The organism is Pseudomonas sp. 008, assembly GCF_016861935.1.
In the GTDB taxonomy this organism is placed as follows: domain Bacteria; phylum Pseudomonadota; class Gammaproteobacteria; order Pseudomonadales; family Pseudomonadaceae; genus Aquipseudomonas.
Genome location: NZ_BOMA01000006.1, coordinates 375,403 through 389,355 on the forward strand (window position 1 = coordinate 375,403; position 13,953 = coordinate 389,355).

General features: G+C 62.8%; 2 protein-coding genes. Both read left to right on the forward strand.

Features of this window, described 5'->3' with window-relative positions; genetic code table 11:
• Positions 1-13: 13 nt before the first annotated feature.
• Positions 14-12,997 carry a non-ribosomal peptide synthetase gene (locus JUI81_RS15445; protein ID WP_204124612.1) on the forward strand — a complete coding sequence of 4,328 codons (12,984 nt, stop codon included), beginning with the start codon at positions 14-16 and terminating at the stop codon, positions 12,995-12,997.
• A gap of 80 nt (positions 12,998-13,077) precedes the next feature.
• A complete protein-coding gene (locus JUI81_RS15450; protein ID WP_028939033.1) occupies positions 13,078-13,902 on the forward strand; it encodes an alpha/beta fold hydrolase in 825 nt (274 codons plus the stop codon).
• The last annotated feature ends 51 nt before the right edge of the window (positions 13,903-13,953 follow it).

Consider the following 13,953-nt stretch of genomic DNA (forward strand, 5'->3'; position numbering starts at 1 on the left):
GGCAGGAAACCTCATGACCGACGCGTTCGAACTCCCCAGCACACTGGTCCAAGCCCTCCAGCGCCGCGCGGCCCTGACGCCGGACCGGGTGGCCTTGCGTTTTCTCGCCGAAACCCAGGATCAGGCTGTGGTGCTCAGTTATCGTGAGCTGGACCAACGGGCGCGAACCATTGCCGGCGCGTTGCAGGCCCAGGCGTCGTTCGGCGATCGCGCGGTGCTGTTGTTTCCCAGTGGCCCGGATTACGTCGCGGCGTTCTTTGGTTGCCTGTACGCCGGGGTGATCGCGGTGCCGGCCTATCCGCCGGAATCGACCCGTCGTCATCATCAGGAACGCCTGCTGTCGATCATCAGCGATGCCGAGCCGCGTCTGCTGTTGACCAGCGCCGACCTGCGCGACGCCTTGCTGCAAATCAACGGGGCGCCGCCGCTGCTATGTGTCGACACCCTCGACAACGCCCTGGCTGAATGCTGGGTTGCGCCGGACCTGCAAGGCGAGCACATCGCTTTCCTGCAATACACCTCCGGCTCCACCGCTTTGCCTAAAGGTGTGCAAGTCAGCCACGGCAACCTGGTGGCCAACGAACGATTGATTCGTCACGGCTTTGGCATCGACCTCAATCCTGATGACGTGATCGTCAGCTGGCTACCGCTGTACCACGACATGGGCCTGATCGGTGGTCTGCTGCAGCCGATTTTCAGTGGTGTGCCGTGCGTGTTGATGTCGCCGGCGTACTTCCTCGGTCGCCCGTTGCGCTGGCTGGAAGCGATCAGCGAGTACGGCGGCACCATCAGCGGCGGGCCGGACTTCGCCTATCGACTGTGCAGCGAGCGCGTCAGCGAATCGGCTCTGGAGCGCATTGATTTGAGCGGCTGGCGCGTGGCGTATTCCGGTTCCGAACCGATTCGCCTCGACACCCTGGAACGCTTCGCCGAGAAGTTCTCGGCCTGTGGTTTTACGTCGGACAGCTTCATGGCCTCTTACGGTCTCGCGGAAGCCACGCTGTTCGTTGCCGGCACTCCGCGCGGTCAGGGCATTCCGGCGTTGCGCGTGGACGATCAGGCCTTGGCGCAAAACCGCGCCGAACCGGGCGACGGCAGTCCGGTCATGAGTTGCGGCATCAGCCAGCCGGATCATGCGGTGCTGATTGTCGATTCGGTATCGTTCGAAGAACTCGCCGACAACGCGGTCGGTGAAGTCTGGGCCGCCGGGCCGAGCATCGCCCATGGCTACTGGCGCAACCCTGAAGCCACGGCCAAGACCTTCGTCCAGCACGCGGGCCGCACCTGGCTGCGCACCGGCGACCTGGGCTTTTTGCGTGACGGTGAACTGTTCATCACCGGGCGCCTGAAAGACATGCTGATCGTTCGTGGTCACAACCTCTATCCGCAGGACATCGAGCAGACCATCGAGCGCGAAGTGGAGGTGGTGCGCAAGGGGCGTGTGGCCGCGTTCGCGGTCAATCTCGAGGGTCAGGAAGGCATCGGCATTGCCGCGGAAATCAGCCGCAGCGTGCAGAAAATCCTGTCGTCCGAGGCGCTGATCAAAGCCATTCGCCAAGCGGTGGCCGAGGCGTATCAGGAGGCGCCGAGCGTGGTGGTGCTGCTCAATCCGGGGGCACTGCCTAAGACTTCCAGCGGCAAGTTGCAACGTTCGGCCTGCCGCAATCGCCTGGCCGATGGCAGCCTCGACAGCTATGCGGTTTTCCCGTCGGCAGCGAACGAAAGTGAAGGCAGCAGCGAGTCGGGTTCCGAACTGCAAACCCTGATCGGCCAGATCTGGTGCGAGCAATTGCAGGTCAAGCAAGTCAACGCCGACGATCACTTCTTCCTGCTCGGCGGCAACTCCATCGCCGCCACTCAAGTGGTTGCTCGCCTGCGTGAAGCGTTGGCTCTGGAGCTGAATCTGCGTCTGCTGTTCGAAGCGCCAACCCTCGGCGCGTTCGCCGCCGCCGTCGCCCGGCAACTACAGGATGGCGGCCTCGCCCAAGGCGCGATCACTCAGCTGTCGCGCAACGAAGCCATGCCGCAATCCCTGGCGCAAAACCGTTTGTGGATCACCTGGCAACTCGACCCGCAGAGCAGCGCCTACAACATTCCCGGCGCCTTGCGCCTGCGCGGCGAACTGGACGAAGACGCCTTGCGCGCCAGTTTCCAGCAACTGATCGAACGTCACGAATCCCTGCGCACGCGGTTTTTCGAGCGCGACGGTGTGGCCCTGCAACGGGTCGATGCTGCCGGTGAGTTCAATCTTCGAGTGATCGACATCAACGATGTGCCGGCCGCCGAGCGTGAAGTCCGCGCGCAACAAATCCGCGAGGACGAAGCCCGCACCCGGTTCGACCTGGAGAACGGCCCGCTGCTGTGGGTGACCCTGGTGCGCCTCGATGATGAGGATCATCAACTGCTGGTGACGATGCACCACATCATCGCCGACGGCTGGTCGCTGAACGTGCTGATCGACGAATTCTCGCGCCTGTATGCGGCGGCCTCTCAAGGCCAGGCCGCCAGCCTCCCGGCCTTGCCGACCCAATACGCCGACTACGGCAGTTGGCAGCGCCAGTGGCTGGCGCAAGGGGAGGGCGAACGGCAACTCGCTTACTGGAAAGAGCAGTTGGGTGATGAGCATCCGACCCTGAGCCTGGCCACCGACCACCCACGTTCGGCACAACACACCCACAGCGCCGCCCGCCACACGCTGCGATTGGACGCGAGCCTGAGCAACGCCATTCGCCAGACCGCCCAGGCCCATGAATCGACACCGTTCATGCTGTTGCTCGCAGCGTTCCAGAGCCTGTTGCATCGCTACAGTGGTCAGCGTGACATCCGCATCGGCGTGCCGAATGCCAACCGTCCACGCCTGGAAACCCAAGGGCTGATCGGCTTCTTCATCAACACCCAAGTGTTGCGTGCCGAAGTGGACTCGCGACTGCCATTCGTGGAGTTGCTGGCGCAAACCCGGCAAGCCTCATTGGGGGCGCAAGCGCATCAGGACCTGCCGTTCGAACAACTGCTCGAAGCTTTCCCGCAGGCCCGCGAACAAGGTCTGTTCCAGGTCATGTTCAACCATCAACAACGGGATCTCGGCGCTCTGCGTCGTCTGCCGGGGCTGCTCGCCGAAGAGCTGCCGTGGCACAGCCGCGAAGCCAAGTTCGACCTGCAACTGCACAGCGAAGAAGACCGCAACGGACGCTTGAGCCTGTCGTTCGACTACGCCAGTGAACTGTTCGACGCGGCGACCATCGAGCGTCTGGCCGAGCACTTCAGCAACCTGCTGCGAGCCATCTGTGAACGCCCGCAACAAGCGATCGGTGACCTGCAACTACTGACTACCGCCGAACACACTCAGCAAAATGACTGGAGCGTTGCCCCCTGCAACCCGGCACAGCAGTGGTTGCCGGAACTGCTCAACGAACAAGTACGCCAGACCCCGGAGCGCACCGCGTTGCTGTGGGACGGCGGCAGCCTGGACTTCGCCGAACTGCATACTCAGGCCAACCGCCTGGCGCATTACCTGCGCGACAAAGGCGTCGGCCCGGACGTGTGCGTGGCGATCGCCGCCGAACGTTCGCCGCAGTTGCTGATCGGTTTGCTGGCGATCATCAAGGCCGGCGGCGCTTATGTGCCGCTGGACCCGGATTACCCGGCTGAGCGCCTGGCCTACATGCTCAGCGACAGTGGCGTCGAGTTGTTGCTGACCCAAACCGAATTGCTCGACCGCTTGCCGGCCACTGATGGCGTCTGCGTGATTGCCATGGATGCCCTGCACCTGGAGAACTGGCCAAGCCATGCACCGGGTCTGCACCTGCACGGCGACAACCTGGCCTACGTGATTTATACCTCTGGTTCCACCGGCCAGCCCAAGGGCGTTGGCAACACTCACGCAGCGCTCGCTGAACGTCTGCAATGGATGCAGAACACTTATCGCCTGAACGATACCGACGTGCTGATGCAAAAAGCCCCGATCAGTTTTGACGTGTCGGTGTGGGAGTGTTTCTGGCCGTTGATTACCGGGTGCCGCTTGCTGATCGCCGGTCCCGGCGAACACCGCGATCCACACCGCATCGCACAACTGGTTCAGCAATACGGCGTGACCACGCTGCACTTTGTGCCGCCGCTGCTTTCGCTGTTCATCGACGAACCGCTGACCGCCGAATGCACCAGCCTGCGCCGGGTGTTTTCCGGCGGCGAAGCCTTGCCCGTCGAACTGCGCAACCGCGTGCTGACGCAACTGCCGGCGGTGCAACTGCACAACCGCTACGGCCCCACCGAAACCGCGATCAACGTCACCCACTGGCACTGCACAACCGCCGATGGCGAGCGCTCGCCGATTGGCCGGCCATTGGGCAACGTGCTGTGCCGGGTGCTCGATAGTGACCTCAACCCGGTGCCGGCCGGCGTGCCGGGTGAACTGTGCATCAGCGGTATCGGTTTGGCCCGAGGTTATTTGGGCCGTGCGGGGCTGACCGCTGAGCGTTTCGTGGTCGATCCACTGGGTGAGCAGGGTGCGCGTCTGTACCGCACCGGCGACCGTGCGCGCTGGACCGCTGATGGCGTAATCGAATACCTCGGTCGTCTCGATCAGCAGGTCAAACTGCGTGGCTTTCGTGTCGAGCCGCAAGAGATCGAAGCGCGGCTGTTGGCACAATCCGGCGTCGCCCAAGCGGTGGTGCTGGTGCGCGAAACGGCGGTCGGCGGGCAGTTGATCGGTTACTACACCGCCACTGATTCCACTGAAGACCTCGACACTCAAGCCGCACGCCTGAAAGCCGTGCTGGCCGCTGAGTTGCCGGAATACATGGTGCCGGCGCAACTGATGCGTCTGGACCAAATGCCCTTGAGCCCGAGCGGCAAACTCGATCGCCGCGCCTTGCCGGAACCTCAGTGGCACGTCCGCGAGCACGTCGAACCGGTCACGGCGCTTGAGCAACAAATCGCCGGCATCTGGCGTGAAGTGCTGGGCCAGACGCAGATCGGTCTGCGCGACGACTTCTTCGCCCTTGGCGGCCACTCGCTGCTGGCCACGCAAATCATCTCCCGTACCCGTCAGGCCTGCGACGTCGAGTTGCCGTTGCGAGCGCTGTTCGAGGCCAGTGAGCTGGGCGCGTTTGCCGAACAGGTTCGCTTGATCCAGGCCAGCGGCAAAACCAACCGGCAGCCACTGATCGAGAAGGTCGACCGCCGCCAACCGGTGCCGTTGTCCTATTCCCAGCAACGCATGTGGTTCTTGTGGCAGATGGAACCGGACAGCCCGGCCTACAACGTCGGCGGCATGGCGCGCTTGCGCGGCGTGCTGGATGTCGGGCGTTTCGAAGCGGCGCTGCAAGCGCTGGTCATGCGTCACGAAACCCTGCGCACGACGTTCCCGAGCATCGACGGCGTGGCCCGGCAACAGGTGCATCCGGACACCGGCCTGCGCATGGACTGGAAGGATTTCTCCGCGCTGGCGGCCGATACCCGTGAGCAGCGAGTCCAGCAACTGGCCGACAGCGAGGCGCACACGCCTTTCGATCTGGAAACCGGACCGTTGCTGCGCGCCTGCCTGGTCAAGACCGCCGAGCAGGAACATTACCTGGTGCTGACCCTGCACCACATCGTCACCGAAGGCTGGGCGATGGACATCTTCGCCCGGGAACTCAGCGCGCTCTACGAAGCGTTCGTCGATGACCGCGAATCACCGCTGCAACCCTTGCCGGTGCAGTACCTGGATTACAGCGTGTGGCAGCGTCAGTGGCTGGAATCCGGCGAACGTCAGCGCCAGCTCGATTACTGGACCGCGCAACTGGGCCGCGAACATCCTCTGCTGGAGTTGCCCGCCGATCGTCCGCGTCCGCCGGTGCAAAGTCATCAGGGCGAACTGTTTCGCTTCGACCTCAGCGATGACCTCGCGGCGCGGGTTCGTGCCTTCAACGCAGACAACGGCCTGACCCTGTTCATGACCATGACCGTCGCCCTGGCCGTGCTGCTTTACCGCTACAGCGGCCAGACCGACCTGCGCATCGGTGCGCCGGTGGCCAACCGCATTCGTCCGGAAAGCGAAGGGCTGATCGGCGCGTTCCTCAACACCCAAGTGCTGCGTTGCCAGCTCGACGGGCAGATGTCCGTGGGCGAGTTGTTCGAGCAGGTTCGCCACACGGTGATCGAAGGCCAGTCCCATCAGGACCTGCCGTTCGATCACTTGGTCGAAGCCTTGCAGCCACCGCGCAGCGCCGCTTACAACCCGCTGTTCCAGGTGATGTGCAACGTGCAGCGCTGGGAGTTCCAGCAGAGTCGCAACCTGGCCGGGATGACCGTCGAGTACCTGGCCAACGATGCGCGAGCGACCAAGTTCGACCTCAACCTGGAAGTCACCGACCTCGACCATCGCCTCGGTTGCTGCCTGACTTACAGCACCGATCTGTTCGATGAGCCGCGCATTGCGCGCATGGCCGGGCACTGGCGCAATCTGCTGGAAGCGTTGCTGGCCGATCCGCAACAGCGCTTGAGTGAACTGCCGTTGCTCGACGCCACTGAGCAGCAAAACCTGCTCGACAACCTCGGCATCGAGCCGGGTGAGCATCGCCTCGATCAATGCATCCATCAGCTGTTCGCTGAGCAGGCGCTGGTACGCAAGGACGCGCCGGCGCTGACGTTCGCCGGGCAAACCCTGAGCTACGCCGAGCTCGATAGCCGCGCCAATCGTCTGGCCTGGATGCTCCGTGAGCGCGGTGTCGGGCCGCACGTGCGGGTCGGCTTGGCGTTGGAACGTTCGCTGGAGATGGTCATCGGCTTGCTGGCAATCCTCAAGGCGGGCGGCGCCTATGTGCCCCTGGACCCGGAATACCCGCTGGATCGCCTGCACTACATGATCGAAGACAGTGGCATCGGTTTGTTGCTCAGCGATGCGGCGATGTTCGCGGCACTCGGTGAATTGCCGGCCAGCGTCGGTCGTTGGTGCCTGGAAGACGATGCCGCGGACCTGGCCAATTACCCGGCCAGCGAGCTGCCGTTTATCAGTATGCCGCAGCATCAGGCGTACCTGATTTACACCTCGGGCTCCACCGGAAAACCGAAAGGCGTGGTGGTGTCCCACGGTGAAATCGCCATGCATTGCCGCGCGGTGATCGAGCGTTTCGGCATGCGCCCGGATGATTGCGAGCTGCATTTTTATTCAATCAACTTCGATGCCGCGACCGAGCGTCTGCTGGTGCCGCTATTGAGCGGTGCGCAGGTGGTCCTTCGCGCTCAAGGCCAGTGGGACGCGCAGGAAATCTGCGGGCTGATTCGTCGCCACCACATCAACATCCTCGGCTTCACCCCAAGCTACGGCAGCCAGTTGGCGCAATGGCTGGCGACCCAGGGCGAAACCCTGCCGGTGCGCTTGTGCATCACCGGTGGCGAAGCCCTGACTGGCGAACACTTGCAGCGGATTCGCGCGGCGTTCAAACCGAGCCTGTTTTTCAACGCGTACGGCCCGACCGAAACTGTGGTCATGCCGCTCGCCAGCCTGGCCCCCGAGCAATTGGAAGAAGGGCTGGGCAGTGTGCCGATTGGCAGCGTGATCGGCGCTCGGGTGGCGTACATTCTCGACGCCGATCTGGCGTTGTTGCCGCAAGGCGCGACCGGCGAGTTGTATGTCGGCGGCGCCGGTCTGGCGCAGGGTTATCACCAACGTCCGGGGATGACCGCCGAACGCTTTGTCGCTGATCCTTTTGCCGCGAACGGCGGACGCTTGTACCGCACCGGCGACCTTGTCCGTCAGCGCGCCGATGGCCTGGTCGAGTACCTCGGCCGTATCGACCATCAAGTGAAGATCCGTGGTTTTCGCATCGAACTGGGCGAGATCGAAACCCGTCTGCTGGAACATGAGTCGATCCGTGAAGCGGTCGTGCTGGCGCTCGATGCGCCGAGCGGCAAGCAACTGGTGGGCTATCTGGTTACAAACGTGGCCGAGCAGGATGAAGCGCAACAAACTGCACTGCGCGAAGCGTTGAAGGCGCACCTCAAATCTCAGTTGCCGGATTACATGGTGCCGACGCACTTGATCCTGCTGGCCAGGATGCCGCTGACCGCCAACGGCAAACTCGACCGCCGCGCACTGCCTGCACCGGACCAGGAGTTGAATCGTCAGCAATACGTGGCGCCGAGCAACGAACTTGAACTGACCCTGGCCGGCATCTGGTGCGAAGTGTTGAACGTGCGGCAGGTCGGCCTTAACGACAACTTCTTCGAACTGGGCGGCGATTCGATCCTGTCGATCCAGGTGGTCAGCCGGGCGCGGCAGCAGGGTATTCACTTCAGCCCGCGCGACCTGTTCCAGCACCAGACCGTACAGACGTTGGCTGCGGTGGCGACCCGCACCGAGCAGTTCACCGCCGAGCAAGGTTTGCTCACGGGTGAATCGCGTATGACGCCCATTCAGCATTGGTTCTTCGACACCGAAATCCCGCAGCGTCAACACTGGAACCAGGCGTTGCTGCTGGCGCCGACCGTGGCGCTGGAGCCGCATCGCCTGGAGCAAGCGCTGCTGGCAGTGATCGAACAGCACGATGCCTTGCGCCTGCGCTTCACCGAAGTCGCCGGTCATTGGCAGGCCGAGCATCAGGCAGTTTCCGACGCTGCCGTGCTGTGGCAAGTGCAGGTGCCGACGATGGACACATGCGCGGCGCTGTTCGCCGAAGCCCAGCGCAGCCTCGACCTTGAACAAGGGCCGCTGCTGCGGGCGCTGCTGGTCGATGATCCCGAGGGACAACAACGGTTGTTCATTGCCATTCACCACTTGGTGGTGGATGGGGTGTCGTGGCGGGTGCTGCTGGACGATCTGCAAACGGTTTATCGTCAACTGGACGCAGAGCAGTCAGTAAAACTGCCGGCGAAAACCAGTGCCTTCAGGGACTGGGCCGCACGGTTGCAGGCTTACGCCGGCAGCGAATCCCTGCGGGAAGAATTGCTCTGGTGGCAGTCGCAACTGGCTGGCCCAAGCGCTGAATTGCCGTGTGATCGGCCTCGGGGCGGGCAGCAGAATCGTCACGCGCAAACCGTCAGCGTGCGCCTCGACAGCGAGCACACCCGCCAACTGTTGCAACAGGCACCGGCGGCTTATCGCACCCAAGTCAACGATTTACTGCTGACAGCGTTGGCCCGTGTGTTGTGCCGCTGGAGCGGTCATGCGTCGGCATTGATTCAACTCGAAGGCCACGGTCGCGAAACCCTATTCGACGAAATCGACCTGACCCACACTGTCGGCTGGTTCACCAGCGCGTATCCGCTACGCCTCACACCTGCGAACGGGCAGGGTGCATCGATCAAGGCGATCAAGGAGCAACTGCGCGCGGTGCCGCATAAAGGCCTGGGGTATGGCGTGCTGCGCTACCTGGCCGATGGCCTGTGCCGACAGACCATGGCCGCGCTGCCGGTGGCGCCGATCACCTTCAACTACCTTGGCCAGTTCGACCAGAACTTCGGCAGCGATGCGCTGTTCCGTCCGCTCGATGAGCCGGTGGGTGCGGCCCATGATCCGCATGCGCCGCTGCCCAACGAACTGAGCATCGACAGTCAGGTGTACGGTGGTGAACTGGTGCTGCGCTGGACTTTCAGCGCCGAACGCCACGACCGACAAACCATCACCGACCTGGCGCAGGCGTATCTGGATGAATTGCACAGCCTGATCCAGCACTGCCTGAGCGACCACGCGGGCGGCCTGACGCCGTCGGACTTCCCGTTGGCCAAACTGACTCAGCCGCAACTCGACGCGTTGCCGGTTCCGGCAGCGATGATCGAAGACGTCTACCCGCTGACCCCGATGCAGGAAGGCATGTTGCTGCACACCTTGCTCGAACCGGGCACCGGCCTCTACTACATGCAGGACCGCTACCGCATCAACAGCGAGCTCGACCCGGAGCGTTTCGCCCAGGCCTGGCAAGCGGTGATCGCCCGTCACGAAGCCTTGCGCGCGTCGTTCTGCTGGAACGTCGGCGAAGACATGCTGCAAGTGATCCATAAACCCGGCAGCACGCCGATCGAGTATCTGGACTGGAGCGCGGTTGCCGAAACCGAGCAAGAACCAAAGCTGCAGGCGCTGCTGAAAAGCGAGCGCGAGGCCGGGTTCGATCTGCTCAACCAGGCACCGTTCCATCTGCGTTTGATCCGCGTCGGCGCGGCGCGCTACTGGTTCATGATGAGCAACCACCACATCCTCATCGATGCCTGGTGCCGTTCGCTGCTGATGAACGACTTCTTCGAGATCTACACCGCCCTCGGCGAAGGCCGGCAAGCGCAACTGGCCGTGCCGCCGCGTTATCGCGATTACATCGGCTGGCTGCAACGCCAGAGCCTGGCCGAGGCGCGGCAGTGGTGGCGGCAGAACCTGCAAGGTTTCGAGCGCACCACGCCGATTCCGAGCGACCGGCCGTTCCTGCGTGAACATGCCGGCGACAGCGGCGGCATGATCGTCGGCGACCGTTACACGAGGCTTGATGCCCGGGACGGCGCGCAATTGCGCGAACTGGCCCAGGCCCATCAGCTGACCGTCAACACCTTCGCCCAGGCGGCGTGGGCGCTGGTGCTGCGTCGCTTGAGCGGCGATCGCGACGTGCTGTTCGGCGTCACGGTGGCCGGGCGGCCGGTGGAGATGCCAGAGATGCAGCGCACCGTTGGGCTGTTCATCAACAGCATCGCCCTGCGGGTGAAAATGCCCGAGGACGATCAGCGCTGCAGCGTTCGTCAGTGGCTCAGCGGTTTGCTCGACAGCAACATGCAACTGCGCGAATACGAGTACCTGCCGCTGGTGAGCATTCAGGAAAACAGCGAGTTGCCTAAAGGCCAGCCACTGTTCGACAGCCTGTTCGTGTTCGAAAACGCCCCGGTGGAAGTCTCGGTGCTGGACCGTGCGCAAAGCCTCAATGCCACTTCGGATTCGGGCCGCACCCACACCAACTTCCCGTTGACGGCGGTCTGCTATCCGGGGGATGACCTGGGCTTGCACTTGTCCTACGACCAGCGTTACTTCGACGAATCCACCGTCGAGCGCATGCTCGGTGAGTTCAAGCGCCTGTTGCTGGCGCTGGTCGAGGGCTTCCACGGTGACATGGCCGATTTGCCGCTGTTGGGCGCCGAGGAACAGGACTTCCTGATCCATGGCTGCAACCAGAGCCAACACGACTATCCGCTGGAGCAGAGCTATGTCTCACTGTTCGAAGCGCAGGTTGCCCGGCATCCGCAGCGAATTGCCGCCAGTTGTCTCGATCAGCAACACAGCTATGTTGAGCTGAACCAGCGCAGCAACCGTCTCGGCCATGCCTTGATCGCTGCAGGCGTCGGCCTCGATCAACCGGTGGCGCTGCTCGCCGAGCGTAATCTCGATCTGCTGGGCATGATTATCGGCAGCTTCAAGGCCGGTGCCGGTTACCTGCCGCTGGACCCGGGCCTTCCGAGTCAACGTCTAAGCCGCATCATCGACCTGAGCCGCACGCCGTTGCTGGTCTGCACCCAGGCGTGCCGTGAACAAGCCGTCACGCTGCTGGAGGAATTCGGATGTGCCAACCGGCCTCGATTGCTGGTCTGGGAAGACGTGCAGGCGAGCGACGTTTCGGTGGCCAATCCGGGTATCTACAGTGGCCCGGACAACCTCGCCTACGTGATCTACACCTCGGGCTCCACAGGCCTGCCGAAGGGCGTGATGGTCGAGCAGCGCGGCATGCTCAATAACCAGTTGAGCAAGGTGCCGTACCTGAAGCTGAGCGACGCCGATGTGATCGCCCAGACCGCTTCGCAAAGCTTCGATATTTCGGTCTGGCAGTTCCTCGCGGCGCTGTTGTTCGGTGCTCGGGTGGACATCGTGCCGAACAGCATCGCCCATGATCCCCAAGGCTTGCTGGCCCACGTCCAGAGCCAGGGCATTAGCGTGCTGGAAAGCGTGCCGTCGCTGATTCAGGGCATGCTCGCCCAGGACTGCATGAGCCTCGATGGCCTGCGCTGGATGTTGCCGACCGGTGAAGCGATGCCGCCGGAACTGGCGCATCAATGGTTGCTGCGTTACCCGCAGATGGGGCTGGTGAACGCTTATGGCCCGGCGGAATGCTCGGACGATGTGGCGTTCTTCCGGGTCGACCTGGCTTCGACCCGTGGCAGCTATTTGCCGATCGGTACGCCGACCGACAACAACCGTTTGTACCTGCTCGATGGCGCGCTGGAGCTGGTGCCGTTGGGGGCAGTGGGGGAATTGTGCGTGGCCGGCGCCGGGGTCGGGCGCGGTTATGTGAGCGATCCGGCGCGCACGGCACAGGTGTTTGTGCCGAACCCATTCGGTGCGCCTGGGGATCGTCTGTATCGCACCGGCGACTTGGCCCGTCGGCGCAGTGATGGCGTGCTGGAATACGTCGGACGTATCGATCATCAAGTGAAGATTCGCGGGTACCGTATCGAGCTGGGTGAAATCGAAGCGCGTCTGCATGAGCAGCCGGAAGTTCGCGACGCGGCGGTCGGGGTGCAGGAGGGCGTCAACGGCAAGCATCTGGTCGGCTATCTGGTGGCAGCGGATTCGGCGCTCAATCCGAACGAACGACTGGAGCGGATCAAGCAGCGCCTGCGTGCCGAGTTGCCGGAATACATGGTGCCGCTGCACTGGTTGTGGCTCGACAAGCTGCCGCTCAACGCCAACGGCAAACTCGATCGCAAGGCCTTGCCAGCACTGGAGATCGGCCAGTTGCAGAGCCAGGACTATCAGGCGCCGGGCAATCAGCTGGAGCAGACCTTGGCGGATATCTGGGCCGAAGTGTTGAAGGTCGAGAAGGTTGGCGTGCGTGACAACTTCTTCGAGCTGGGTGGGCATTCGCTGTTGGCCACGCAAATTGCCTCGCGGGTACAAAAAGCCCTGCAACGCAACGTACCACTGCGGGCGATGTTCGAGTGCAGCACGGTGGCGGAGTTGGCCGAGTACATCGACGGGTTGGCGGTGAGCGACATCACCGAGGAGAAGGTGGATCGGTTGAATGACCTGATGGCGGAGCTGGAGGGGCTTTAACCCGGGTTGACTGCCGAGCCCACGCGGCTCAGGCTTCCCGTGGTTTTTTAATGGATCCTCTTTCACCAGGGAGACAGTCGATGCCCTTCGTAACGGTTGATGGACAAGCGCTTCACTACATAGATCAAGGCACAGGTCCGGCGGTATTGCTGGCCGGGAGCTACCTGTGGGACCAGGCCATGTGGGCGCCGCAGATTGCGGTGCTGTCGCAGCACTATCGGGTCATTGCCCTGGACCTCTGGGGCCATGGCGAGTCCGGGCGGATGCCCGAGGGCATGACGTCGCTGGATGACGTGGCGCGTCAGGCACTGGCATTGCTCGATCATCTGGACATCGATCGCGTCACGCTGGTCGGTCTTTCGGTCGGTGGCATGTGGGGCGTTCGCCTGGCACTGTCGGCGCCGCAGCGGCTCAACGGGCTGGTGCTGATGGATACTTACGTTGGTGTCGAACCGGAACCGACTCGTCAGTATTACTTCTCGCTGTTCAAACAGATCGAAGACAGCGGTGAGATCTCGTCGCAACTGCTCGACATTATTGTGCCGATCTTCTTCCGTCCGGGCATCGATCCGCAGTCGGCTTTGTATCAGGATTTCCGCGCCAGGCTGGCTGCATTGCCAGTCAACCGGCTGCGTGAAAGCATCGTGCCGATGGGGCGGATCACGTTTAGTCGTGATGATTTGTTGCCGCGCCTGGCTCAGCTGAACCCTGAAACCACGCTGTTGATGTGTGGCGACCAGGACAAACCTCGGCCGCCATCGGAAACCCAAGAGATGGCCGAGTTGATCGGTTGCCCGTATGTGCTGGTGCCGGAGGCGGGGCATATTTCCAGTCTGGAGAATCCGCAGTTTGTTACAGATGCGCTGCTGAAATTTCTGGCCGACAGAAATCCGTGTAGCGCTTGATTAAAAAGATCGTCCGAACGCGGCCCGAGCCTTCGGACGATCTTTTGATCT

What these genes read in the sequence shown, in the direction of transcription:
- JUI81_RS15445 (WP_204124612.1), top strand. Translation starts at nt 14, where the DNA reads ATGACCGACGCGTTCGAACTCCCCAGCACACTGGTCCAAGCCCTCCAG.
- JUI81_RS15450 (WP_028939033.1), top strand. Translation starts at nt 13,078, where the DNA reads ATGCCCTTCGTAACGGTTGATGGACAAGCGCTTCACTACATAGATCAA.